General features: G+C 42.1%; 21 protein-coding genes. 15 read left to right on the top strand and 6 right to left on the bottom strand.

Annotation, left to right across the window (positions count from 1 at the left end):
* Positions 1-132 precede the first annotated feature (132 nt).
* The 4 genes from ACSSS3_RS06700 (at position 133) to ACSSS3_RS06685 (ending at position 5,850) form a co-directional block, all read left to right on the top strand.
* Complete coding sequence (locus ACSSS3_RS06700; RefSeq protein ID WP_442846929.1) at positions 133-2,688, top strand: TonB-dependent receptor; 2,556 nt, start codon at positions 133-135, stop codon at positions 2,686-2,688.
* Positions 2,689-2,699: 11 nt separating this feature from the next.
* On the top strand, positions 2,700-3,860 hold the full coding sequence (locus ACSSS3_RS06695; RefSeq protein WP_442846928.1) for a hypothetical protein: 1,161 nt from the start codon (positions 2,700-2,702) through the stop codon (positions 3,858-3,860).
* 75 nt (positions 3,861-3,935) lie between these two features.
* Positions 3,936-5,291: an endonuclease gene (locus ACSSS3_RS06690; RefSeq protein WP_442846927.1), complete on the top strand. Its 1,356-nt coding sequence runs from the start codon at positions 3,936-3,938 to the stop codon at positions 5,289-5,291.
* Between the two features lie 118 nt (positions 5,292-5,409).
* Positions 5,410-5,850: a hypothetical protein gene (locus ACSSS3_RS06685; protein WP_228228873.1), complete on the top strand. Its 441-nt coding sequence runs from the start codon at positions 5,410-5,412 to the stop codon at positions 5,848-5,850.
* A 110-nt stretch (positions 5,851-5,960) separates the two neighbouring features.
* Here the strand turns inward: ACSSS3_RS06685 and ACSSS3_RS06680 are convergent, their stop codons facing one another.
* Positions 5,961-7,253, bottom strand: a complete 1,293-nt coding sequence (locus tag ACSSS3_RS06680) for an aminopeptidase P family protein (RefSeq protein ID WP_442846926.1) — start codon at positions 7,251-7,253, stop codon at positions 5,961-5,963.
* 162 nt (positions 7,254-7,415) lie between these two features.
* Here ACSSS3_RS06680 and ACSSS3_RS06675 point away from each other — a divergent pair, with 162 nt between their 5' ends.
* From ACSSS3_RS06675 to ACSSS3_RS06645, 7 genes are all read left to right on the top strand, one after another.
* Complete coding sequence (locus ACSSS3_RS06675) at positions 7,416-7,778, top strand: endonuclease domain-containing protein (RefSeq protein ID WP_442846925.1); 363 nt, start codon at positions 7,416-7,418, stop codon at positions 7,776-7,778.
* Between the two features lie 143 nt (positions 7,779-7,921).
* Positions 7,922-10,765 carry a WD40/YVTN/BNR-like repeat-containing protein gene (locus tag ACSSS3_RS06670; RefSeq protein WP_442846924.1) on the top strand — a complete coding sequence of 948 codons (2,844 nt, stop codon included), beginning with the start codon at positions 7,922-7,924 and terminating at the stop codon, positions 10,763-10,765.
* Positions 10,766-10,775: 10 nt separating this feature from the next.
* Positions 10,776-11,165 (top strand): DUF2721 domain-containing protein, encoded by a 390-nt coding sequence (locus tag ACSSS3_RS06665; RefSeq protein ID WP_442846923.1) that lies wholly within the window; start codon positions 10,776-10,778, stop codon positions 11,163-11,165.
* Between the two features lie 248 nt (positions 11,166-11,413).
* Entirely contained in the window at positions 11,414-12,070 is a 657-nt protein-coding gene (locus ACSSS3_RS06660; RefSeq protein WP_442846922.1) for a succinate dehydrogenase cytochrome b subunit, read from the top strand.
* Between the two features lie 3 nt (positions 12,071-12,073).
* The gene (locus ACSSS3_RS06655; protein WP_442846921.1) at positions 12,074-14,077 is read left to right on the top strand and encodes a fumarate reductase/succinate dehydrogenase flavoprotein subunit; all 2,004 of its coding nucleotides are present in this window, start codon (positions 12,074-12,076) and stop codon (positions 14,075-14,077) included.
* A gap of 37 nt (positions 14,078-14,114) precedes the next feature.
* A complete protein-coding gene (locus ACSSS3_RS06650; RefSeq protein ID WP_442846920.1) occupies positions 14,115-14,498 on the top strand; it encodes a four helix bundle protein in 384 nt (127 codons plus the stop codon).
* A gap of 73 nt (positions 14,499-14,571) precedes the next feature.
* On the top strand, positions 14,572-15,318 hold the full coding sequence (locus ACSSS3_RS06645) for a succinate dehydrogenase/fumarate reductase iron-sulfur subunit (RefSeq protein ID WP_442846919.1): 747 nt from the start codon (positions 14,572-14,574) through the stop codon (positions 15,316-15,318).
* A gap of 80 nt (positions 15,319-15,398) precedes the next feature.
* Here the strand turns inward: ACSSS3_RS06645 and radA are convergent, their stop codons facing one another.
* The 5 genes from radA to panC form a co-directional block, all read right to left on the bottom strand.
* Positions 15,399-16,760 carry a DNA repair protein RadA gene (gene radA, locus ACSSS3_RS06640; RefSeq protein WP_442846918.1) on the bottom strand — a complete coding sequence of 454 codons (1,362 nt, stop codon included), beginning with the start codon at positions 16,758-16,760 and terminating at the stop codon, positions 15,399-15,401.
* Complete coding sequence (locus tag ACSSS3_RS06635) at positions 16,760-17,896, bottom strand: alpha/beta hydrolase (protein ID WP_442846917.1); 1,137 nt, start codon at positions 17,894-17,896, stop codon at positions 16,760-16,762. The genes radA and ACSSS3_RS06635 overlap by 1 nt, the downstream gene beginning before the upstream one ends.
* A 74-nt stretch (positions 17,897-17,970) precedes the next feature.
* The gene (locus tag ACSSS3_RS06630; protein ID WP_442846916.1) at positions 17,971-18,939 is read right to left on the bottom strand and encodes a lysylphosphatidylglycerol synthase transmembrane domain-containing protein; all 969 of its coding nucleotides are present in this window, start codon (positions 18,937-18,939) and stop codon (positions 17,971-17,973) included.
* Positions 18,940-18,957: 18 nt separating this feature from the next.
* The gene (gene panD / locus ACSSS3_RS06625) at positions 18,958-19,308 is read right to left on the bottom strand and encodes an aspartate 1-decarboxylase (protein WP_228228864.1); all 351 of its coding nucleotides are present in this window, start codon (positions 19,306-19,308) and stop codon (positions 18,958-18,960) included.
* Positions 19,309-19,326: 18 nt separating this feature from the next.
* Positions 19,327-20,175 (bottom strand): pantoate--beta-alanine ligase, encoded by an 849-nt coding sequence (panC, locus tag ACSSS3_RS06620; protein WP_442846915.1) that lies wholly within the window; start codon positions 20,173-20,175, stop codon positions 19,327-19,329.
* Between the two features lie 107 nt (positions 20,176-20,282).
* Between panC and ACSSS3_RS06615 the strand changes: the two genes are divergently transcribed.
* From ACSSS3_RS06615 to atpD, 4 genes are all read left to right on the top strand, one after another.
* Positions 20,283-21,092 (top strand): glycogen/starch synthase, encoded by an 810-nt coding sequence (locus ACSSS3_RS06615; protein WP_228228862.1) that lies wholly within the window; start codon positions 20,283-20,285, stop codon positions 21,090-21,092.
* A 12-nt stretch (positions 21,093-21,104) separates the two neighbouring features.
* The gene (locus ACSSS3_RS06610) at positions 21,105-22,706 is read left to right on the top strand and encodes a DUF4270 domain-containing protein (RefSeq protein WP_442846914.1); all 1,602 of its coding nucleotides are present in this window, start codon (positions 21,105-21,107) and stop codon (positions 22,704-22,706) included.
* Between the two features lie 3 nt (positions 22,707-22,709).
* The gene (gene glmS / locus ACSSS3_RS06605) at positions 22,710-24,560 is read left to right on the top strand and encodes a glutamine--fructose-6-phosphate transaminase (isomerizing) (RefSeq protein WP_228228860.1); all 1,851 of its coding nucleotides are present in this window, start codon (positions 22,710-22,712) and stop codon (positions 24,558-24,560) included.
* A gap of 219 nt (positions 24,561-24,779) precedes the next feature.
* Positions 24,780-26,288 carry a F0F1 ATP synthase subunit beta gene (gene atpD / locus ACSSS3_RS06600; RefSeq protein ID WP_228228859.1) on the top strand — a complete coding sequence of 503 codons (1,509 nt, stop codon included), beginning with the start codon at positions 24,780-24,782 and terminating at the stop codon, positions 26,286-26,288.
* The last annotated feature ends 78 nt before the right edge of the window (positions 26,289-26,366 follow it).

Here is a 26,366-nt window from a genome sequence, read left to right as displayed (position 1 = left end):
CTTTTAGCGAGTTCTTTGTTGCGTTATTTTTAGCAGAAGTTAAAAAAGAGAAAATAATCCTTAACGTTCTCTTAATATTTAAATAAGTCTTTTATAAGACTTTTGCGCAAAATCTAAACTTAAACAAGCACAATGAAAAAAATTACAAGTTTACTTACACTTGTGTTTCTTTTGCTTACTGCTGCGGCACAGGCTCAAGGGACTATTCGTGGAACTGTAGTAGATGGTGAGAATGGCACACCCCTACCCGGAGTTAACGTAGTTGTTGAAGGTACTACCAATGGAGTTTCTACAGACTTTGATGGTATGTTTACCATTCAGGTCGTAGAAAACACGGGTTCGGTACGTGTTTCTTATGTGGGCTTCGCTCCTAAGGTTATTCCATTTGATCTCTCGGGTCAAAAAGTCATTGATTTAGGAACCATCAAGTTGGAAATGGATTCTGATGCTCTTGACGAGGTTATCGTTAAAGCGTATTCATTGGCAATAGACCGTAAAACTCCTGTTGCTGTTTCTACAATTAAGGCAGAGACTATTGAGAATGAATTGGGTTCTCAGGAATTTCCTGAAATTCTTAAAACAACCCCTGGTGTTTATGTAACCCGTGGTGGTGGTGGTTTTGGAGATGCTGAACTGCGTATACGTGGTTTTAACTCTCAAAACGTTGCGGTTATGATCAATGGTATTCCGGTTAACGACATGGAAAATGGTAACGTTTACTGGAGTAACTGGGCTGGACTTTCTGATGTAACCAGCTCGATGCAGGTTCAAAGAGGTCTGGGTGCTGCTATGATTGGTCTTCCTTCAATTGGTGGTACTGTAAACATTGTAACAAAATCTACTGATATTGCTAAAGGCGGTAATGTTATGATGGCAACCGGAAATGATGGATATACCAAATATGGGTTTACTCTTTCTACGGGAATGTTGGAAAATGACTGGGCAGCTACGATTAGTCTTTCAAGAACTACCGGTGAGCAATTTGTAGATGCTACGACTATCGATGCATATTCGTATTTTATAAATGTAGCTAAGAAGTTAGGTGAAAACCACGAATTATCATTCACCGCATTTGGTGCTCCCCAACGTCACGGGCAGCGTCAAAACAGATTGTTGATAGACGACTTTAGAAGAAGTCCACGAGGTATACGGACTAATACAGATTATGGTTATAAAAATGGTCAGTTAGTTAATTATGAAGATAACTTCTATCATAAGCCACAGATTTCTTTGAATCATTACTGGACTATAAATGAAATTTCCTCGCTTACCACTTCGGTATACGCTTCATTCGGTACCGGTGGCGGTGGTGGTATTGCTGGGGTTAATAAGTTTGGTAAATACAATACAGACTATAGAGACGAAGAATTTGCGCCTGTAAACTTTGATCAGATTGTTGCCGAGAATAAAGCTCTAGGTGCAGCCACAAGTGCAGAAACAGTTTTGAGAGCCTCACGTAATAATCACCAGTGGTACGGAGCTTTGTCAACTTACAATACCGAACTTTCTGAATATATCGATTTGACTGCAGGTGTAGATGTACGTATTTACAAAGGAGATCACTATACAGAACTTACAGATTTATTAGGTGGAGCCTTCTTCTTAGATAATAATGATGAAAACAATCCTAATAAGGTTGTTAGAGAAGGAGATAAGTATAATTACTATGATACAGGCTATACAAACTGGGCTGGTGTTTTTGCACAGGCTGAATATAATAAAGACGCACTTTCTGCAGTTGTTTCTGCTGCTGCAAATACAACATATTATAAACGAAAAGATTACTTCAACTATTTAGACTCAGACCCTGCTCGTGAGACAGATTGGATTGATTTTCCTGCTTTTAGTACTAAAGGGGGTGTGAATTATAGATTAGATGACGTAAATAACGTATTTGCTAATGTTGGTTATTTTGAAAGAGCTCCTTTCAATGACGCTGTATTCCTTAATTTCCAAAACGATGTAAACGCTGACGCTAAAAACCAAAAGATTTTTAGTGCAGAAGTAGGTTATGGTTTTAGAGGTGACAATTTTAGAGCTGATTTAAACGTGTACCGTACCAAATGGAGTGATAGAACATATACAATTGCTAGAACTGACCAAAATGGGAATCAGCAAATTGCTAATATTTTAGGTTTGAATCAGTTGCACCAGGGTATTGAACTGGAAATGTCATACCGCCCTATAGAAACACTTACTTTGACAGGTATGGCTTCTGTTGGGGACTGGAAGTTTGCAAATGACATTAATAATGTTCAGGTTTTTGATGATCAGCAAAATCCGATTGGAGATCCTATTGACGTATATTTAGATGGAGTTAAAGTTGGTAACTCTGCACAAACTACATTTGCATTAGGAGCAGACTATTTAGTTTTGGCTTCAACAACTGTAAGAGCTTCATTTAACTACGCGGCAGATTACTTTGCAAGTTATGATCCTACAGGTCGTTTACAGCCAAACCTTCCACAAACCTGGGAAATGCCGGCATTTGGGTTATTAGATTTAGGTTTAACACATCGTTTTGAGTTTGGTGGCTTTAATGCGCAAATCAATGCAAACGTGTTTAATGTATTGGATACAGAATATATTTCTGATGCTCAGGATGGTAATAATTCTGTTGCAGAGACAGCTTTGGTTTATTATGGAGCTGGCAGAACCTACACAGTAGGAGCTAAGATTAATTTTTAATAAAAATTGAAATGAAAAAATTACTTTATTTATTCACAGCAGCTGTTTTAGGCTATGCAGCTACGGGTTGTGATCCTGTAGAGGAGATCAATGCTGAGTTAGCAGCAAATGAAGAAGGAATAGTTGATGTATTTGATTATACATTGACTGAGGATGACTATCTTGATGTGTTAGGACTTGATTTCCCAAATTTTAACAATGTTGATGCAGCAAAAGAATTGGTGCCATTAGTATTAAAAGAAAACTTTCCGGTATTGGGTGCTAATTCATTGGCCACAGTTACATTTGATTTATATCAACCGGTTTCGACTGAGAGATCTTTAATTGTTTATACCGTTACGACTGCAGATTATGATGCATATCCTGATACTGAAGAGTTTAATAACTTTGATGATGAAGATCAGATTTATACATTTTTAGATGACAAATTTGGAGCAGTTGCTAATAGAACACTGGTTTCGTTAACATATAAATTCTACAATGGCTCTACAAATACCCTGAATAATGGTTTTTTAAGAGTTAATGGGACTTGGCAATTTGCACTTGGCCTTACAAATGCTGAATATACGGCTGTAGGTCAAGGTTTTAATAACTTTAATTCTGAAGATGAAGCGTTACGCAAACTTCCTATTTTCTTAAAAGAGAAATTCAAATATGACGATATCGAAGAGGGTACTGTTAAGTCTGCAATGTATAAATTGTATACTACAGATGTTGACGATGTTGACAATGATGGTAGTACTACAGATCGTACGACTTATAGTTATATAGCAAACTTTACATTTTTAGGTTCAGAGTGGGTTGAGTATAATAATGTGGTTTCGCAAACTTTACAGTTTGGAAATGATGGGTCAAATTGGATTCCAGATAACACTATTGCATATAGTCTTACATCTGCAGATTACACATATATAGCAGGTGAGTTAGATGAAAAATACCCAAGTCAAACCGCCAGCATGCTTCGATATGGAAATATGGATCGACGTACAGGTAATGATGCATTCTGGTCAGATGAGATGATTCTTGAAGCTTTCAATTTACTTTTAGATGATTTGGATCCTAATGCTGAAGAAGGTCAAAAGTATGCTGTTACATTTGATGTTTATAATGGGTCAAATACCACAGAAACTTTCTTGCTGATTAAAACAGATGGAAGTTGGGTAAAACAATAAATTACTGAAATCTAAGTTTAAACCTCCTGTTCTCCAGTAGACAGGAGGTTTTTAGTTTAAAATTTAAATGAGATAATGAAAAAGTGGTTAGTTAGTTTTTTAACAGTTGTACTTTTTTCCTGTAGTGGGTCTGATGACGGAACAGTTAACCCTGCGCCAGAACCAGAACCCGAGCTAGAAGCACCGGTTGCGAACGATGATGCTGTTTCAGGAACGGAAAATGAGGAATTGATTATTGAAAATCTCACAGCAAATGATGATACTTCCCAAGGCGCCCGTATAACATCCGTTACTTCTGCTACAACTCAAGGTGGTACGATTAGAGATAATCGCAATGGCACCTATACCTACGTAGCTCCTCAAAATTTCACTGGTCAAGACAGCTTCAATTATGAGCTTTGTTTAAATGCGGATACTAGTATCTGCTCGACTGGAACTGTGGTAATCACAGTGGCTGATGCTGGTACTCCACTAGCCAATGATGACGAAATAGGTACTGCAAAAAATCAAAGTATCACTGTTGATTACTTGGTTGATAATGATGTACTGCTGGATGGTGCTGTACTTACTGAAGTAAACGGTAGCTCATCTCAAGGTCAGGTAATTCTCAATTCAAATGGAACGGTAACTTATACTCCCGCAACAGATTTTGTAGGTGAAGATACTTTCACTTACAGCCTTTGTGATAACGATACTCCGGCAACTTGTGTAACGGCTACGGTTACAGTCACCGTGCTTAATCCGCTAAGTTTTAACATTCCTGCAGAACTTCAGGCATACTACGGGGGAACTAGTTTCTTTCAGAATTCTGATTTGACATTTGATGCGGTTTCAGATCTAACACAAGACAAGCACACTACTATTTTGACCTATTTTCAGCGTCACGATTACCTTTACGATGCAGACGAAGACCCGTCAAACTCTGCTAATGTAATCCTGATGTATACGGGTGAAAGTCGCGATCGCAGAGAGTGGACCTCAGGTAGTAATCCACATTCGCCACAGACCTTTAATACCGAACATATTTTCCCACAATCCCTGTTATCTACTGAAGATGCAGTGACTGATCTGCACCATTTACGTTCTACAGATGACGCGATAAATTCGTTGCGTCTTAATTATCCTTTTGTAGATGGAAGCGGTATTTACAAGTTGGTTAATGACAATTCCTGGTATCCCGGCGATGAGTGGAAGGGCGATGTAGCGCGTATGGTGCTCTACCTGAATATTCGTTATGGAGAAGACTATAAAAAAGTAGGAACTTTAGATCTATTCCTTAAATGGAACCGCGAAGATCCGGTGTCTGAATTCGAAAAGCAACGCAATAATGTAATTCAAGGTGCTCAGGGCAATCGTAACCCATTTATTGACAATCCGTATCTGATAACCTTGATATGGGGCGGCACACCTGCTGAGAATACCTGGCAGTAATTGATGTCTGAAAAGTTTAAAAACCCTTCCGTTTCAGGAAGGGTTTTTTAGTTTCCGCTGTTTTTAAAAGCATGGGTTTCACCTCAAAAAGTTATCTTTGAAAACCAAAAACTAAATCATGTATAACACCATACAATTTGTACACTCCTATTGGGCATATCTTGTACTCATCGTACTTACCATAACGACTATAAATGTGATCGTTTCCTATTTTGGAAATAAAGAATTTGGCGCCCGTGATTTTCGTCTTGCACTTTTTACACTGATAGTAACGCACATTCAGTTGCTGATAGGAATCGTGCTTTACTTCGTTTCACCATTAGGCGCTAAAGCCATCGCTTCTGAAGGGATGAGTGCTGCAATGAAAGATCCTAATCTGAGGTTGTACGTTGTGGAGCATCCGCTCGCGATGATTGTAACCGTAGTATTCATAACGATTGGCTACAGCAAACACAAAAAGAAACTGACATCAAAGCCCAAGTTTAAATTACTGGCTATTTTTTATACCCTTGCATTGATCGTAATGCTAACACGCATTCCGTGGGCTAATTGGTTTTAAATCCTAGCAAAAGGTCAAAAGTTTTGTAGAAAAAATAAAGCTCCGTGATCTAATTGATTGCGGAGCTTTTATAATTTTTGCGAACTGCGACTGCAAACTACGAACTGAACTTAACGATTCATCCAGTCTTCGATTTCTTCAACCTCAAGTGGTATGTTGCGCATCAGGTTAAATGGTTCGCCGCTTTCCTGAATCACTACATCATCTTCCAGACGAATACCAAAACCTTCATCGGGTATGTAAATACCGGGTTCTACGGTCCAAACATTATTAGATTGCATCGGTTCGTGCAGCAATCCATAATCGTGGGTGTCCAGACCAATATGGTGTGAAGTGCCGTGCATAAAATACTTTTTGTAAGCCGGCCAGTCTTTGTTTTCGTTTTGAACATCAGCTTTATCAAGAAGACCAAGACCTAGTAATTCCGAAGTCATGAGTTTACCTACTTCTTCGTGATAGGGCCCCCAAAGATTTCCGGGTACCAACATTTTGGTTGCTTCCTTTTTCACGCGCAGCACTGCGTTGTAAACTTCTTTTTGACGCTCTGTAAACCTTCCGCTTACCGGTATGGTTCGGGTCATATCGCTGCTGTAATTGGCATATTCTGCACCTATATCGAGCAATATCAAATCTCCCGCTTTGCATTCCGCATTATTAACTATATAATGCAACACATTTGCGTTGTTTCCGCTTGCGACAATAGGCGTATAGGCAAAACCTCTGGAGCGATTTCTAAGGAATTCGTGCATAAATTCGGCTTCAATCTCATACTCCATCACGCCGGGTTTTACAAACTGCAGCACGCGTTTAAATCCTTTTTCGGTGATGTTGCAGGCCTGCTGCATAATGTCGAGTTCGATAGGATCTTTAACCGAGCGTAAGCGCTGCAAAATAGGATTGCTTTTTGCCACGCGGTGAGCGGGATACTGTTCTTTTACGGCTTTGTTGAAACGCGCCTCGCGGGTTTCGGTTTCAACGTTAGCACGGTAGTGCTCGTTAGTGTTGATGTAAAGCGTTTCGGCCTGAGTCATCAGTTCGTAGAAGATTTTATCCCATTCCTTCAGCCAGTAAACTGTTTTTACACCGCTTACTTCATACGCGCGTTCTTTGGTAAGTTTTTCACCTTCCCAAACAGCGATATGATCATTGGTTTCCTTTAAAAACAGGATTTCACGGTGCTTTTCTTTTGGGCAATCAGGGAATAACACCAGTATGCTTTCCTCCTGATCTACTCCGCTTAAAAAGAACAAATCGCGGTTCTGCTGAAAAGGCATCGTGCTATCTGCACCTATGGGGTAAATATCGTTACTGTTAAACACCGCAAGACTATTTGGCTGCATAGCCTCCATAAAATTTTTACGGTTTTTGATAAATAAGTTACGGTCTATAGGGTCGTATTTCATGGTAGTAATTTGAATTTTTCCAAAGGTACAGGAAATTCGAGGAACATCCCCTCCAACCTCCCTCCCGATCCTTCGGGGCAAAGGGGAGACTTTAAGTTTTCGAGCCCTCCCTTTGAAGGGAGGGTTGGGAGGGATGTAAAAGCAATTTTCCTAAATTTAATTATGTCGAATAAAATCATCCCATACCGATCAGATTTAAAAGAGCTTGCCAGGGTTTTGAGGAAGAGTCAGACCGAAGCTGAAAAGCTACTGTGGGATGCGATTAGGCGAAAAAAGCTGGGGGTGGAATTTCACAGACAAATCCCTTTACTGGATTTTATTGTTGATTTCTATTGTCACGAGCTTGGGTTTGCAATTGAGGTAGACGGTTCTATTCACGACACTCAATTTTTGGAGGATGCTCATCGTGCTGGTCAGATAGAGCAGTATGGCATTAAAATTTTACGGTTTACAAATGATCAGGTCTTTAAGGATATAAATAGTGTGATAGCAGCCATCAAGTCGGAAATTGAAGAGCGTAGCTAACATCCCCTCCAACCTCCCCTTCGAAGGGGAGGCTTTCTATTACATTCCCTTCCTTTGAAGGGAGGGTTGGGAGGGATGTTTTAATTTAGGTCAATCCTCATAAAAAGGGTATTTTAGGGCTTCTTAATTTTACACACTTTAATATGCGTCCGTTTTTTCTTGTTCTCATTTTACTAACTTCCTTTATCGGCTTTGCTCAGGAATCTATCGTAAAAAATATTCCGTTAAAAAATGTAGGTCCTACGATTATGAGTGGCCGGGTGGTTGACATTGATGTCAATCCACAAAACAGCGCCGAGTTTTACGTAGGCTATGCCACCGGCGGAGTCTGGCACACCGTAAATAATGGAATTACGTTTGAGTCGGTTTTTGATGCAGCGCCCACCCAAAATGTGGGAGATATTGCCATAAACTGGGATGAAAACATCATTTGGGTAGGAACCGGTGAGACCATTTCTTCCCGCTCTTCCTATGCCGGGATCGGAATTTTAAAAAGTACCGATGATGGGAAAACCTGGGAACAAAAAGGACTTATCGATTCGCATCACATCAGCGATATTATTTTAGAGGAAAGCAATCCGGACGTGGTAGTCGTAGCGGCTTTGGGGCATTTGTATTCCCCTAACGAAGAGCGCGGCGTATTTAAAACCACCAATGGTGGCGAAACCTGGACCAAAACACTATTCGTAAGCGATCAGGCAGGGATTATCAGTCTCGTTGCTGCGCCCGATAACCCGAGTGTGATGTACGCGGCATCCTGGGATCGCGAGCGCGCTGCTTGGAATTTCAGAGGTGCCGGGGTTAATTCAGGCATTTATAAATCTACAGACGCCGGTGATACCTGGCAATTGGTAACCGCAGATACTGCATTTCCGCAGGGAGAAGGCACCGGGCGTATAGGTCTTGCTGTAGTGGATGCCAATACCGTTTATGCGGTTCACGATAACCAGAATTATAGGGATGCGGACGAAAAGAAAGAAGATAAGAAGAAAGACGAGTTGGAACCTGAGCAATTTCAGGAAATGACCAAAGCCGAATTTTTGGCAATTGAAGAAATAAAGCTGAAAGATTACCTGCAAACCAAACGTTTCCCCAGAGAATACGATGTACAGAAGGTTAAAGATCTGGTTAAAAGCGACGAACTCAAACCAATCGATTTCTTTAAATACACCTACGATCGCAATGCGACTGAAGAAGCCGGTGAGGTGATAGGGGCTGAAGTATTTAAAACTACAGACGGCGGTACAACCTGGAACCGAACCCATGAAGGCTATATTGATGACTTTTTCTTTTCGTACGGTTATGTTTTCGCAGAAATGACGGTAAACCCACAAAATCCTGATGAATTTTATATGGTGGGTGTGCCTATTGTAAAATCTACAGACGGCGGAAAAACATTCAGCTATATTGATGAGCCCAATCTACACGTAGATCATCATGTGGTGTGGATTGACCCTAAAATACCGAATCACCTCATTAACGGAAATGATGGAGGTCTCAATATGTCTTACGACGGCGGCAAAACCTGGTCTAAGCTGAATTCGATGCCCTTGGGTCAGTTTTATGCGATTAATGTAGATTATGAAAAACCTTACAATGTGTACGGCGGTCTTCAGGATAACGGTACCTGGAAAGGCCCCAGCACCTATGAAGCTTCAAAAGAATGGGAGGCAGAAGGTAAATATCCCTACGAGCGGGTTGGTGGTGGCGACGGCATGCAGGTGCAGATAGACCGTAGAAACAGCGATATCATTTACGTGGGTTCCCAGTTTGGCTACTACAACCGCATCAATCTGGAAACCGGCGACCGTGAGTTCATTCGACCCAGTCATACGGTGGGCGAAGAGCCCTATCGCTTCAATTGGGAGACGCCTATCTTGCTTTCCTCGCACAATCAGGATATTTTGTATATGGGCGGAAACAAACTGATGCGTTCTATGAATCAGGGGAAAGACTGGACGGCCATTTCGCCCGATCTGACCACGGGCGGTAAAAAAGGCAATGTGCCTTATGGAACACTAACCACCATAAGTGAATCTCCTTTTCAGTTTGGACTTTTGTACACCGGTAGTGATGACGGACTCATTCAGGTTACTCAGGATGGCGGTGGAAGCTGGGATGTCATCTCTGAAACGCTTCCGCAGGAATTGTGGATCAGTACGGTTTTGGCTTCCAAACATAAAAAGAGCCGCGTATATGCAAGCCTGAACGGTTACCGTTACGACGATTTTAAACCTTATGTTTATGTGAGTGAAGATTTTGGTGAAACCTGGAAAGACATTAGTGCTAACCTGCCTGATTCACCGGTAAATGTGATTATTGAAGATCCTGTAAAAGAGAATATCCTGTATTTAGGTACTGATGAAGCTTCCTATGTTTCGTTTGATAGCGGAAAATCATGGGCGTTATTTAAAGGAAGTATGCCTGCCGTGGCGGTACACGATATGGTGGTGCAGACCGAAGCCAACGATCTTGTGGTTGGGACACACGGCCGCTCAATTTTTATTTCCAGTTTAAATGATATTCAAAGTTTTGATCCCGCCAAGACCGAAGCTTTACAGCTTTTCAAAATAGAGGATGTAGATTTTTCGACCAATTGGGGCCGAAGCTGGAGCGCCTGGAGTGAGGCCTATACGCCTGAAATTCAAATCGGTTTTTATGCGCCGGTTACCGGAACTGCAATGCTAAACATTCAGTCTGAAGCAGGAAAAACACTTAAGTCCTGGGAAGCCAAGGTAGATAAAGGTTTTAATTATGTGCCTTACGATCTTAGTATTACCGAAAGTGGTAAAGACCAACTCGAGAAAGCAACTAAAGATCTAAAAATCAAGAAAGCTGATAACGGCTTGTATTACCTGCCCGCAGGGAAATACACCTTAGAGGTTAAGTTGGACGGAAATACAAAAACCACCAGTCTGGAAGTGAAAGAAGGCAACCGCCGCAGAGATGCTGCGCAGGCTGCCGCTAACAGTCCGGAAGAGGACTAATTTAAACACGATGGAATTAAATCTGAGCATCCCGGCTTTATTGTTTCCGGCCATTTCTTTAACGATGTTAGCCTACAATGCACGCTATCTGGCTATTGCAGCGCTTATTCGCGATTTGCATAAGCAGTATCAAAATCATTCTTCAAGTCCGGTAAAAAAGCAAATCAAGCAACTACGTAAACGTTTGGGAATTATTAAGGCGATGCAGGCTATGGCGATCATCAGCTTTATTTTGGCTGTAGTGACGATGTTTTTGATCTATATCCAAATGAAAATAGTAGCCAATCTGGTATTCGGGATAAGTCTGGTTGCTTTGATGATTTCATTAAGCCTTTCGTTTATAGAAGTTCAATTAAGCACTAAAGCTTTAGCGATACAATTAAACGACATGGAAGACTGATATTCGATGCGTGAAAATTTAGGGGTAGATTTTTCGGCTAAATGGATCTCAATAGGTTGAGCTTCAGCATTTATTTTTAGAATTTTTTAAGATTTTGTGTTTAACAAGAAGCCCATATTTCAAAGGTTTTCGGAAGAAATCTTAAACAATTTTCAGGTTATTTAAAACCATTCCAAAAGCGGGCTCAAAGTTTGTGAAAACAAGCGCTGAGCCGTATTTTTGCTTCACTAAATTAAAAACGCAAATAAATGGGAATCATTTCCTCTTCTATCGCCCGAAAAGTAGCTATGGCACTTTCAGGTTTGTTCCTGGTATTGTTTTTAGGTCAGCATTTTACGATTAATGTAACCTCGACTTTTAGTCCTGAAACATTTAACTCCTGGTCTCATTTTATGGGCACCAACTTTTTGGTACAGGCTATCTTACAGCCCGTACTGATTTTTGGAGTTATTTTCCACTTTGTGATGGGCTTTATTCTTGAAGCCCGCAACCGTTCGGCTCGCAGCATCAGCTATGTGAGTTACAAAGGCAATACAAACTCCAGCTGGGTAAGTCGCAATATGATTTATACCGGTCTTGTGGTGCTTGCATTTTTAGGATTACACTTCTATGATTTCTGGTTCCCGGAAATGGTTCACAAGTATGTAGAATCGAATCCGGAAGATGCTACCCGATATTATGGGGAGTTGGTAGAGAAATTCCACGATCCGCTTCGTACCGGTTTTTACGTGATTTCATTTGTGTTTCTGGCTTTGCACCTGTTTCACGGCTTTGCATCTTCGTTTCAATCCGTGGGCTTTAATAACAAATACGCGACCGGCTTAAAGAAGTTTGCCAAGGTTTATGCAATCGCCATTCCTGCAGGTTTTATTTTCATCGCGTTGTTTCACCATTTTAATCACTAGACCATGTCAGAATTAAAATCAAATATACCAGACGGACCACTTGCTCAAAAGTGGACTAAACATAAAAACGATATTAATCTCGTTAACCCGGCAAACAAGCGTAACATTGATGTTATCGTAGTTGGGACGGGTCTTGCGGGAGGTAGTGCTGCTGCTACACTGGCAGAATTGGGCTACAACGTTAAAACATTTTGCTATCAGGATTCTCCACGTCGTGCGCACTCTATTGCGGCACAGGGAGGTATCAATGCGGCAAAAAACTATCAGGGAGACGGGGATTCAAACTACCGTTTATTCTACGATACGATAAAAGGGGGTGACTACCGTTCGCGCGAAGCAAACGTGTATCGCCTTGCTGAAGTTTCTTCAAATATTATTGACCAGTGCGTGGCACAGGGTGTCCCTTTTGCCCGCGAATACGGTGGGTTGCTTGACAACCGTTCTTTTGGTGGGGTTTTGGTTTCCAGAACTTTTTATGCGAAAGGACAAACCGGTCAGCAGTTGCTTTTAGGAGCCTATTCTGCGATGAACCGTCAGATTAACCGGGGTAAGATTCAGCCGTTTAACCGTCACGAGATGTTAGATTTAGTGCTGGTAGATGGCAAGGCGCGTGGGATAATTGCCCGCGACCTGGTAACCGGTGCGATCGAAAGGCATTCGGCTCACGCCGTGGTTTTGGCCAGCGGTGGTTACGGTAACGTATTTTTCCTTTCTACCAATGCGATGGGAAGTAACGTGATGGCTGCGTGGAGAGCGCACCGTCGTGGTGCATACTTTGCAAACCCCTGCTATACGCAGATTCACCCTACCTGTATTCCGGTCTCGGGAGATCATCAGTCTAAACTGACCTTGATGTCTGAGTCGCTGCGTAACGATGGGCGTATCTGGGTTCCGGCTAAAAAAGAAGATGCCGAAGCAATACGTGCCGGTAAATTAAAACCTACCGAAATCAAGGAGGAAGACCGCGATTACTACCTGGAGCGTCGTTATCCTGCGTTTGGTAACCTGGTGCCTCGTGATGTGGCTTCCAGAGCTGCAAAAGAGCGTTGCGATGCCGGTTTTGGTGTAAATAAAACGGGAGAAGCTGTATATCTTGATTTCAAGAGTGCGATCATCCGCTACGGAAAAGAAGAAGCTTTAATCCACGGGAACCAAAATCCTACCGATCAGGAAATCTATAACTACGGTAAAGCTGTGGTTGAAAATAAATATGGAAACCTTTTCCAGATGTACGAGAAGATCGTTGATGAAGATCCGTACAAAACCCCAATGATGATTTACCCTGCGGTGCATTACACTATGGGAGGTCTTTGGGTAGATTATAACTTACAAACTACCATCCCCGGTTGTTATGCCGCCGGTGAGGCCAATTTCTCCGATCACGGAGCTAACCGTCTGGGAGCTTCGGCTTTGATGCAAGGTTTGGCTGATGGGTATTTCGTATTGCCATACACGATAGGAGATTACCTTTCAAAAGACATTCGTACCGGTAAAATCCCAACAGATTCTCCCGAGTTTGATCAGGCTGAGAAAGATGTGCGTGATCGTATGACGAAGTTGATGAGCGGTAAAGGCACCCATTCCGTTGATTATTACCACAAAAAATTGGGTAAAATCATGTGGAATAAATGTGGAATGTCTCGTAATGCCAAAGAATTACAGGAGGCGATGGATGAGATTGCAGAGTTGCGCAAGGATTTCTGGGAAAATGTAAAAGTACCCGGAACGATGGATTCTAAAAATGCGGAGCTTGAGAAAGCCGGAAGAGTGGCAGACTTCCTTGAATTAGGAGAATTGTTTGCTAAAGACGCATTAACGCGTAACGAGTCTTGCGGAGGTCACTTTAGAGAAGAATATCAAACTCCGGAAGGGGAAGCATTGCGTGATGATGAGAATTTCAGTTTTGTTTCTGCCTGGGAGTACAATGAAAACCCTAGAGAAGCTAAACTTCATAAGGAGGAATTGGTTTTTGAAAACATTGAAGTTAAGACTCGTTCGTACAAATAAATTATTGAGTTATAAGGTTATTTGAAATCAAGTTATTTTGAGTAATTACAAGTCATTTGAAGAGTTGGCTTGCTGGCAGGAAGCGCGCAAATTAAGAAATCACGTTAGCAAGAATGTGATAATAAAGTTTCCTGTTTCTGAAAAATACAACTTGAGGGATCAGATACTGAGATCTTCGAGATCTATTGGAGGAAATATAGCTGAAGGCTTTGGGAGATTTCATTATCAAGAGAATATCCAGTTTTGTAGAATAGCAAGAGGCTCGCTCTATGAAACCTTAGACCATATGATTGTTGCTATAGACGAGAATTATATTAAGGAAAATGATTTGCAGGATTTTAAAGAGCGTTTTAATAAGTGCCTGTTAATTTTAAACGGATACATAAAGTATTTAAAGGATAAAAAAGGCTCAAATAACTGAATAATTAATAACTATATAACCTTGATTTCGTAAGGTTTGATACTTGAAAATAAAGAATTAAATAGCTAAAAATATGAAGCTAACACTCAAAATATGGCGTCAGGAAAGCGCTAAGGCAAAAGGAGCGATGAAAACCTATCAGATTGATGGGATTGACGGAGATATGTCTTTTCTTGAAATGCTTGATGTGCTTAATGAAGATTTGATTAATAAAGGTGAAGTGCCGGTTGAATTTGATCACGATTGCCGTGAGGGAATTTGTGGTAGCTGTTCGCTGCAAATCAACGGGGAGCCACACGGTCCGGATCGTTTGGTTACGACCTGCCAGTTGCATATGCGCAAGTTTAATGATGGAGACACCATTACTATCGAGCCTTTTAGAGCAACGGCATTTCCGGTGATCCAGGATTTGATTGTAGATCGTTCTGCTTTTGACCGTATACAGCAGGCGGGTGGTTATATTTCTGTAAATACTTCAGGAAACACCGTTGATGCAAACGCAATACCCATCGAAAAACAAAATGCAGACGACTCGTTCTATGCTGCAACCTGTATAGGTTGTGGAGCTTGTGTGGCGGCTTGTAAGAATGCTTCGGCTATGTTGTTTACATCGGCTAAGGTATCTCAGTTTGCCTTATTACCACAAGGAGAAGTTGAGGCAACCGAGCGTGTACAAAATATGGTACGTCAGATGGATTTGGAAGGTTTTGGTAACTGTACTAACACCGGGGCCTGCGAGGTGGAATGTCCTAAAGGGATTTCTTTAGAAAACATCGCCCGTATGAACCGCGAGTACTTAAGCGCAGTAAGCAAAGGATAATTTTTTTTCGCAAAGCGGAAATTATAGAATTAGACCTCACAGGTTTTTAAAACCTGTGAGGTCTTTTGTTTTACTTAAACTTACCCAAACAACCACTCCACCACATCATTCATCTTCGCGACTTTCACGATGTTGATGCCGTAGTTGTTTTTCGGGATTTTGCAGTATTTAGAAATCATAATCGTACCGAAGCCTAATTTTTCAGCTTCCAGAATACGTTGCTCTACGCGGGTGACGGGTCTTATTTCTCCGGCAAGTCCGATTTCTGCCGCAAAACAGATGTCTTTTGCAACAGCAATATCTTCATTGCTAGAGAGAATTGCAGCCACTACTGCCAGATCAATAGCGGTATCGTCAACCGATATTCCACCGGTGATATTTAAAAAGACATCTTTCGCCCCAAGTCTGAATCCCGCACGTTTTTCAAGCACCGCAAGGATCATATTGAGCCGCTTGGCATTATAACCCGTTGCGCTGCGCTGCGGCGTGCCGTAGACCGCGGTACTCACCAAAGCCTGTATCTCAATCATCAGCGGGCGCATGCCCTCTAAGGTGGCAGCTATGGCCGTCCCGCTTAATTCCTCATCATTTTTGGAGATTAAAATCTCAGATGGATTGGAGACTTCCCGTAAGCCGCTGCCCTGCATCTCATAAATACCCAATTCATTGGTTGACCCAAAACGGTTTTTATGCGCTCTTAAAATGCGGTACACGTGATTGCGGTCGCCTTCAAACTGCAGTACGGTATCCACCATATGCTCCAGGATTTTGGGTCCGGCGATGTTTCCGTCTTTGGTAATATGACCGATTAAAATAACCGGAGTAGCGGTTTCTTTGGCAAATTTGATGAGTTCGGTAGTGGTTTCGCGTATTTGCGAAATGCTTCCGGCACCGCTCTCAATATAATCGCTGTGCAGGGTTTGAATGGAATCGATAATGACAATATCAGGCTCTACGGCTTCGATCTGTTTAAAGATATTCTGGGTTTTGGTTTCCGTAAGGATAAAACAATTTTCGGCTTCAGCATTGATGCGTTCGGCTCGCATTTTAATCTGCTGGGCACTTTCTTCCCCTGAAACATAAAGCGTTTTATAGGGCAGCATCAACGCAATCTGAAGCATCAGCGTGCTTTTACCAATGCCCGGTTCTCCGCCCAGCAAGGTTAGCGAACCCGGCACGAGGCCGCCGCCGAGTACCCGGTTGAGCTCATTGTTTTTAGTATTGAGCCTGGCGTCCCGTGTGGTGTCAATCTCCTGAATACGCTGGGGTTTGGCTACGCGTTTCGCTGTAGGTGTTTCGGCTTTCCAGCCTGTTTTTTCTGCTTTTTGAACGACTTCTTCTGCTATGGTGTTCCATTCCTTACAGGAGTTGCACTGCCCCTGCCATTTGGCATATTGGGCACCGCAGTTTTGACAGAAAAAGGTAGTTTTTACTTTAGCCATTAATATCCAAAATCATCTTTTATGCGCTGGGCACGCATCATGAGTAAATCTTTATTAATATTCCCCACCTCTTTAAGCACCAGGGCACTCTCATAGGTACGCATCGCTTTTTTGGGTTCGCCCTGACCTTCAAGTGCTCTTCCCAGATAATACGCGCCCAAAATGGTTTCGGGGTATTCCTTACGGGCCAGTTTGCCCAGGTTTTCAAAGCCTTCCCAGTCTGCATTTTTCTCCAGAGCGGCCGCAATAGCGATAAAGTCATTTACCCGAATCTGATCATTGAGACCAAAGAGATTTTGTACGGTCTCATATTTTTTTATCAGGTATTCATAAGGCGACTCGGTCTTTAAGATTACTTCATTAAACTCCTTTTTGCTTATGGGGCGGTAAACCGAAAACACCTTTTCCAGAGCATTGGGTATGGCTCGTCCTGCGAGCGAATAATGCGAGGCGTTTTCAAAATTGTCAAAATAATAATGAAATTTATCATTCTGTACAGCTTTTAATTCCTGATCAAAGGCCAAAATACGCTCCCGTAAATCTTCGATATCCTCACTGCCGGTGGCCTGGTAATAAAAGAGCTGACTTTCGGTATTCTGAAAAACAGGCAAAAGGCGGTTAGTCATTTCGGGTGTAAAATCGGGGCTTAATGAAATGTAGGCGTTAAACAGCGGCGGACTTTTCATTAAATAGTAATTGCTGAATGCTGCCGTCACGTCATGGCCCACGACCACATTAAAAGGAGCCAGGCGGTATTTTTTACTCAGCCACGGAAAAAGATCCATTCCTAGAAATTCAAAAAAAGCGGCTCCGGTCTCTGCGGGCAAAAAGTTTTCGTCGCTGTAATAGGTGTCGGCCATACGGTCGGGCTGCATCACGCCCACCACAATGGCCTGAGGCATATCTTCCCAGTAACCGTAATAATCTGCACTGCCGGCAACGGGCTCAAATAGATAGTCGCCGTCAAGTACCAGAATTACGGGATAACTTTTGTCTTTGTTTTGCTCATAATTACGCGGAAGCTGAATTTTTACATTTCGCGGTTCCCGAAGGGAAGAAGAAGGCACGCTTTCATAAAGCACCTGTGCCTGACTGCTGAATGCCAGAAACAGCAGGAAGTAGGTAATAGTTTTCATTTGAGGTAGATTTTAGGTAGCGTGAATTTAGCGATAAAAACCGAAGCTACCTCTAAAGTTTTGTGGCCGCAGAATTAGCGGTTGCGATTGAGCAAAGGCAAAAGTAAAAAGGACAGGGCGCCAAGAACCACAACCAGCAGGGTCTGAGATCCCCAGATGATCCAGCCAAAGGCCTCTCCGCCTTCTTTGCTGAAACCAAAAAATACAAACAGGGCACCTATGGCAATAGGGTAAACCCCAATCCCGCCGTTGGTCACCGAAATGGAAAACGAACCGATGATAAATGCCGCGAGGATCACGCTAAAAGGTGCCGCTGCGATCTCGGGGATGGTAAATTTAATGATCCAGAACATGGCGACATACATCACCCAGATAAATAGCGTATGCGCTATAAAAGCCCATTTCTGCTTCATTTTTAAAATACTCAGCATGCCTTCAACCAGACCGGCAGCAATGTTTTTTATCCTGAGCAGGATTCCGCTTTTTGCACGTTTGATAAGTCTGAAACCAATGAAAATCATAGCCACGAGAGCGACCAGAACAATTAAGGTGTAGAGTGGGTTTATATTCCGCTCTGCGAAATACTGAAGAAGCAGATCGGTTTGAGATATCAAGGCAATGGCGACTAACGAAAGCAACATAATAAAGTCTGCCAGACGCTCTGAAATGATGGTGCCAAATGCCTTTTCAAAAGGAACTTCTTCGTAAGTGGTCATCAAAGCGCCTCTTAAAAACTCCCCACTACGTGGAATACCCAGATTTGCAAGGTAGGCGGACATCACGGCCATAAATCTATTGGCAAGTCCTGTCTGGTATCCCATAGGTTCGAGCAGGTATTTCCAGCGGTAGGCGCGTGATAAATGGCTCAAAACCCCAAAAAACAGAGAGAGCAAAACATACCAGGGATTGGCCAGTTTAATATTTTCCCAGAGCGTAGCCCGTTCCTGAGGAGTGGCAGAACTTAAGGAGTAGTAAATAAGAAAAATCCCAATCCCAAGCGGGAGTATGATTTTTAAAAGTTTAATCAGGGATTTTTTACTCAATTTTAAAAGGAAGTCAGGTTATTTAAGCAGGTTTGTTTCTTCGTCAGGAAAAACCAGAGAAGGTTTAAATGCTTTGGCTTCTTCAAGTTCCATGAAAGCGTAAACTATAAGAATAAGCGTGTCCCCTTTTGCTACTTTGCGGGCTGCAGCCCCATTGAGGGTAACCTCGCCGCTTTTACGGGGTCCAGGGATGGCGTAGGTTTCCAGACGCTCGCCGTTGGTGACATTTACGATTTGAACGCGTTCCCCTTCAATAATACCGGCAGCATCCATTAAATCTTCGTCAATGGTAATGCTTCCTATATAATGGAGTTCAGCGCCGGTTACTTTGACGCGGTGAATTTTTGACTTTACAACGTTAACTAACATGATGTAAAAATAGGGTTTTTAATTTAGGGCGATATTATCAATAAGGCGTACCTCATCTGCAAAGGCAGCTATAAAAGCGCGGTATTGCTCATCTGCTTTCTTTTCGCTCGCGTGAGCCAGGCTATTGGCATTGGCGATCTCAAAATATTCCAGATTTAAAAGTGCGTGTCCCTTAAATTCATTTTCAACAAAAGCTTCTACTTCGGTCGTGCTTTTGTCGTTAAAAAGGGATTTAGCTTGCATCAGGGTTTTATAGATGAAAGGGGCGGCTTCCCGATGCTGTTTTGAGAGTCTTTGGTTGCGTGAACTTTCGGCCAGGCCGTCATCATGCCTGCTTATGGGACAACCTATGATTTCTACCGGAATTTGTTCCAGCTCCACAAGCTTTTTAATGATTTGTAATTGCTGATAATCTTTTTCGCCAAAAAAAGCCATATCGGGATTTACAATCTCAAAAAGGTATTTCAGGACGGTTGCCACGCCTTCAAAATGACCGGGTCTAAAAGCACCTTCCATAACCGCGTCAAGACCGTCAAAATCAAAATCCAATGCACTCACATTTTCGCCGTATATCGTTGTAGTGCTCGGCGCAAAAACAAGAATGTTGGGATTTATACCTTCTAAAAACGCTAAATCAGCCTGTAAATCGCGCGGATAAGTTTCTAAATCTTTCGGATTATTAAATTGTGTGGGGTTTACAAAGATGCTTACCACGACAAGATCACAGTTTTTCTGGGCGAAATCAAAAAGGCTCGCATGTCCCCGGTGCAGGGCTCCCATGGTAGGTACAAAACCTACTTTGGCTCCTTTTTTTTTGTGATTTGCAACAGCCGCAGAAATTTGCGGTCTATGAGTGTATACGTGCATCCGGACTAATTTAACAGGCGGCAAAATTACTATATTACTGGCAATCTGCATAAATTTTCGTAATTTTGCGTGTTTTTTAGCCGTAACAGAAACTTAGAAGCACATTTATGAAAGATAAGAGGATATTGTACGTATCATCTGAAGTTATACCGTATTTACCAGAGACTGAAATCGCATCCATGTCTTTCGAAGTACCTCAAATGGTAAATAGCAAAGGAGGTCAAATCAGGATTTTTATGCCCAGATACGGCAATATCAATGAGAGACGTCACCAACTTCACGAAGTGATACGTTTATCTGGAATGAATCTTGTCATAAATGACTTTGACATGCCGCTTATCATTAAAGTCGCCTCAATACCTAAAGAGCGTATTCAGGTTTATTTTATTGATAATGAGGAGTATTTTAAGCGAAAGGCTACGTTTACAGATGAGGATGGAAATTTATTTCCTGATAATGATGAGCGGGCGATATTTTTTGCAAAAGGAGTGGTCGAAACGGTGAAAAAACTAAACTGGGCTCCAGATATCATTCATGTTCACGGCTGGCTGGCATCTTTGCTTCCGTTATACCTGAAGCAGTACTATGCAAGTGAGCCCCTCTTTAAACAAAGCAAGATTGTAACATCGGTTTACAATACAGGTTTTGATGACACGTTAAATGAGCAGCTTATAGATAAGATTGCTTTTGATGGGATCGACAAAGGCGATATTTCAGAATTAGAAAAACCTACCTACGTTAATTTGATGAAAGTAGCGGTTAAAAATTCGGATGCTGCGATTATTGGTTCGGCAAATCTTGATGAGGAGTTGGCCAAGTATTTAAATGTGACAAAAATCCCTGTGCTACCCTTCAAGAAAAAAGAGGAATTTGCCCAGGCTTATGAAGAATTCTACACGACTAAAGTGCTAGATTAAAACAAAAAACGAATGAAATTGAATACCGTGCTGTCGAGAACATTGGGTTCTCTAATGTTTCTTTTTATACTGGTATCTTGTCAGGATGATTTTCAGGAAGTGGGTAATGGCCTTGTAAATGCCTCCAATTTTACCTCCGAAAGTTCAGAATTAGATGTAGTCGCCTATAACCGTCCTTTCTTTAACGGAAGCGGTGTTCAGACTAACGGACTTTCTGCCGGAGCTCTTGGTTTTTATCAGGACACCATTTATGGTAATACCACGGCATCTTATCTTACGCAGGTAGGTTTAACCAGCTATAACCCCAGTTTTGGTGAAAATCCCGTTATAGATACGGTATTAATAGATATAACGTATTACAGTACCTCAAGCATAAATGCAGAAAACGAAACTGAGTATAGCTTAGATTCGGTTTATGGCAACAACCCGATTAAGCTTACGGCTTATCGTTCTAAGTATTTTTTAAGCGAAACAGCTCCGCCGGACTTTACAGAAAGTGCGGTCTATTATTCGAATGACTTACAGCAATTTTCAGGCATTGAAGACAGAATCCTTTTTGAAGTTAATAGTTTAGTTCCTTCTGATGAGGCTGTACCTAATGTTGCTGAAGGATCAACGGGTACTGTAGACACCACTTTGGTGAGTCCGCGCTTGCGCCTCAAATTAACCGATCAGAATACAAAGGATTTTTGGAAACAGGCAATTTTTGATCAGGAGGGAAGTGATGCGCTTTTTAATTCAAACAGTTTCCGAAATTACTTTAGAGGAATTTATCTGAAAGCGGAATCTATAGGAGGTACCGGAAACTACTTTTTGTTTGACCGCGCTAATTCGGGCATTACCATAAAGTATAAATCGGGACCTGATACCGATCGCGAGGAATCTTCAGTTCGAATAAATTTTGAAGGGAATTCGGTTATCGGTTATCAAAATGATTTTAAAGCAGAAGTTGAAGCAGAGGTTGGCACCATTAATACAACCGAAGGCGATGACAACCTCTTGCTAAAAGGAGGTCAGGGCAGTATGGCGGTGATTGAATTGTTTGGGGGTCCTGATTCTGATGACGACGGGATTTCAGACGTATTGGAAACCGAGCGTTCAAAACAGCGCATTATCAGGGAGGCCAATCTCGAATTCTTTGTGAATGACGATTTGATAAACGCGTTTACAAATAATGTCGCAGTACAAATTGCTCCCCGTATTTATATCTATAATCTGGAGACCAATCAGCCATTGGCAGACTATAACGCTGATGCTTCTGTAAGCTCACAGGGAGTAGTTGCGGCAGTAGGCACTTCACATTTGGGCCCCTTGAGAGAACGCGATAATGGCGATAGAAGTTACAGAATACGTATTACCGAACACGTTAAGGGATTACTCAATCCTGATAACGAAAATCCGGCAACCAAACTGGGAATTGTAGTAAGTCAAAATCTGATTTTTACAGGAACCGGAATGATTGAGAATACTACTGATGAAGACCGGCCTAACCGCTTGCCTTTTACTTCAATCATCTCTCAGCAAGGTACAGTGTTGTACGGTACGGGAGCTAATGTGCCTGAGTCACAAAAGCTCAAGCTTAGAATTTTTTATGCTGAAGTTTCAAATCAATAGTTTATGTGTGGTATTGTAGGTTACATAGGTCACAGACAGGCGTATCCCATTGTTCTCAAAGGCTTACAGCGTTTAGAGTACCGGGGTTATGATAGTGCAGGTATTGCGATTTATGATGGAGAGCAGATTTCGCTTTGCAAAACCAAAGGTAAAGTTGAAGATCTTAGGAAAAAAGCGGAGCAGGCAGGCATTACCAAAGGGACTTTAGGAATAGGTCACACACGCTGGGCAACTCACGGTGTGCCTAACGACATAAATTCACATCCCCATTATTCAAATTCCGGTGATCTGGTGATTATTCACAACGGAATCATTGAGAATTATGATGCGATTAAAAAAGAACTTACCAAGCGCGGTTACACCTTTACATCAGAAACGGATACCGAAGTTTTAGTAAACCTTATTGAAGACGTTCAGATCAAACAAAACGTAAAGCTGGGCAAGGCGGTACAAATCGCATTAAATGAAACCGTAGGAGCTTACGCCATCGCTGTTTTTGATAAGAAAAAGCCTAACGAAATTGTGGTCGCCCGTTTAGGGAGTCCGCTTGCTATTGGCATTGGCGAAGACGAGTTTTTCATCGCCTCAGATGCCTCTCCTTTCATTGAATATACCCAAAATGCGCTGTATCTTGAAGATGGCGAGATGGCTGTTGTGCGCCGGGGTCGTGAGGTTAAGGTATTTAATATTCAGGATGATGCGTTGGTGAGCCAGCCGTATATTCAGGAGCTAAAACTCAATCTGGAGCAGATAGAAAAAGGCGGTTATCCGCATTTCATGCTCAAGGAAATTTACGAGCAGCCGCAGGCCATACGCGATACCTTTAGAGGGCGTATGCGCGAGCACAAAGGCATTATCAAAATGGCCGGTGTTGACGATCATATCGATAAATTTTTAAATGCAAAACGTCTGGTTATTCTGGCTTGTGGTACATCCTGGCATGCCGGTCTGGTTGCAGAATACATTATTGAAGAGCTGGTGCGTGTTCCGGTTGAGGTAGAATATGCTTCAGAGTTTAGATACCGCAATCCGGTAATTGAAAAAGACGATGTGGTCATAGCAATCTCTCAGAGCGGAGAAACTGCAGACACCATGGCAGCAATGAAACTGGCCAAAGAACATGGGGCTTTTGTGTTTGGAGTGTGTAATGTTGTGGGATCTTCGATTTCCAGAGAAGCACACGCGGGCGCTTATACCCACGCAGGGCCTGAAATTGGTGTGGCTTCGACCAAAGCTTTCACCACTCAGATTACAGTTTTAACCCTTTTGGGACTGAAAATCGCTAAAGCAAAAGGCAAGATTTCTACTTCCGACTTTCATATGCATCTCGAAGAATTGCGTTTGATTCCTGAAAAGGTAGAAGAAGCGCTGAAGAATAACGAGCACGTCAGGAAGATAGCCGAGGTTTACAAAGATGCCTCCAACTGCCTGTATCTGGGACGTGGATTTAATTTCCCGGTGGCACTGGAAGGAGCGTTGAAGCTTAAAGAAATTTCCTATATACACGCAGAAGGTTACCCGGCTGCCGAAATGAAGCACGGTCCTATTGCGCTTATTGACGAACAGATGCCGGTTGTGGTGATTGCAACCCGTCGCGGGCATTACGATAAGATTGTAAGTAACATTCAGGAGATCAAAAGCCGAAAAGGTAAAATTATCGCGATTGTGACCAAGGGAGACGTGACGGTAAAGGAACTGGCAGATCATGTGATCGAAGTTCCCGAAGTGATGGACTCGATGTCACCGCTGCTTACCACAATACCATTGCAGTTACTGTCTTATCACATTGCAGTAATGCTGGGCAAAAATGTTGACCAGCCACGTAACCTGGCCAAGTCGGTCACGGTTGAGTAAAAGGCCTCATTTAGAATACGGAAGACCATCAATGATGGTCTTTTTTTAGTTTGGGAGGCAGGTTTTGAGGGTAAACATTTTTGGCTTATAAATTCACTAAAAGTCTTTTAGGTTTTTAAAGATTAAAAACTATCTTTGCACGACGAAAAAAAGCAGATTAATTTTTATGAATTTCATTTTTTTCGGCTACATATTTCGCTAAACATTAAATAGTTAAGAATGTCAAAAGTTACAGGTAAAGTTGCCCAAATTATAGGCCCTGTTGTAGATGTAGAGTTTGCAAATAATGCAGATCTCCCTAAAATTTATGATTCGCTTGAAATTACTAAAGCAGACGGAAGCCTTTTGGTTCTTGAAGTACAGTCTCACGTGGGTGAAAGCACAGTAAGAACCATCGCGATGGATTCTGCTGATGGTTTGAGCAGAGGTACAGAGGTTGTTTCTACCGGATCGCCTATTCAAATGCCTATTGGTGATGAGGTTTACGGTCGTCTATTTAATGTAATTGGTGATGCTATTGACGGTATAGGTAACCTTCCTAAAACAGGAAAAAATGGTCTTCCTATTCACCGCGAGGCTCCAAAATTTGAAGATTTATCGACTTCTACAGAAGTTTTATTTACAGGTATCAAAGTAATCGACCTGATTGAGCCTTACGCAAAAGGGGGTAAAATTGGTCTGTTTGGTGGTGCTGGTGTTGGTAAAACCGTATTGATCCAGGAGTTAATTAACAATATTGCAAAAGGTCACGGAGGTCTTTCTGTATTTGCCGGTGTAGGTGAGCGTACCCGTGAGGGTAACGACCTGCTTCGTGAGATGCTAGAGTCTGGTATTATCAAATACGGTAAAGACTTTATGCATTCTATGGAAGAAGGCGGATGGGATCTTTCTAAAGTAGATAAAGCGGTTATGAAAGAGTCTAAGGCTACTTTCGTATTCGGTCAGATGAACGAACCACCCGGAGCACGTGCTCGTGTGGCGCTTTCCGGTCTTACTATTGCTGAGTACTTCCGTGATGGGGCAGGAGATGCTCAAGGTAAAGACGTACTGTTCTTCGTAGATAACATTTTCCGTTTTACTCAGGCAGGTTCTGAGGTATCGGCACTTCTAGGTCGTATGCCTTCTGCTGTAGGTTATCAGCCTACACTTGCAACCGAAATGGGTGCGATGCAGGAACGTATTACATCAACTAAAAAAGGTTCTATTACATCGGTACAGGCAGTTTATGTACCTGCGGATGACCTTACTGACCCGGCACCGGCTACAACCTTTGCCCACCTTGATGCGACTACCGTACTTTCACGTAAGATTGCTGAGCTTGGTATTTATCCTGCGGTAGATCCGCTGGATTCTACTTCACGTATTCTTACAGCAGATATTTTAGGTAAAGAACATTACGATTGTGCTCAGCGCGTAAAAGAGCTGTTACAGCGTTATAAAGAATTACAGGATATCATCGCGATTCTTGGTATGGAAGAACTTTCTGAGGAAGATAAGCTTGCGGTAAGCCGTGCACGTCGTGTACAACGTTTCTTATCTCAGCCGTTCCACGTAGCAGAGCAGTTTACCGGTATCCCCGGAGTTTTGGTTGATATTAAAGAAACCATCAAAGGTTTTAATATGATTATGGATGGTGAGCTTGATCATCTTCCTGAAGCTGCCTTCAACCTCAAAGGTACCATTGAAGAAGCTATCGAAGCCGGAGAGAAAATGCTTGCGGAAGCGTAAATCGAACTATTGTTTTCATTTCCGCGAAGGCGGAAATCTCATCAGTTATTTTGAATAGTTTTCCGCCTGCGCGGAAAA

The organism is Leeuwenhoekiella sp. H156 (genome assembly GCF_052218455.1).
GTDB lineage: Bacteria > Bacteroidota > Bacteroidia > Flavobacteriales > Flavobacteriaceae > Leeuwenhoekiella > Leeuwenhoekiella parthenopeia.
This window is presented reverse-complemented; position numbering and strand designations above follow the sequence as displayed.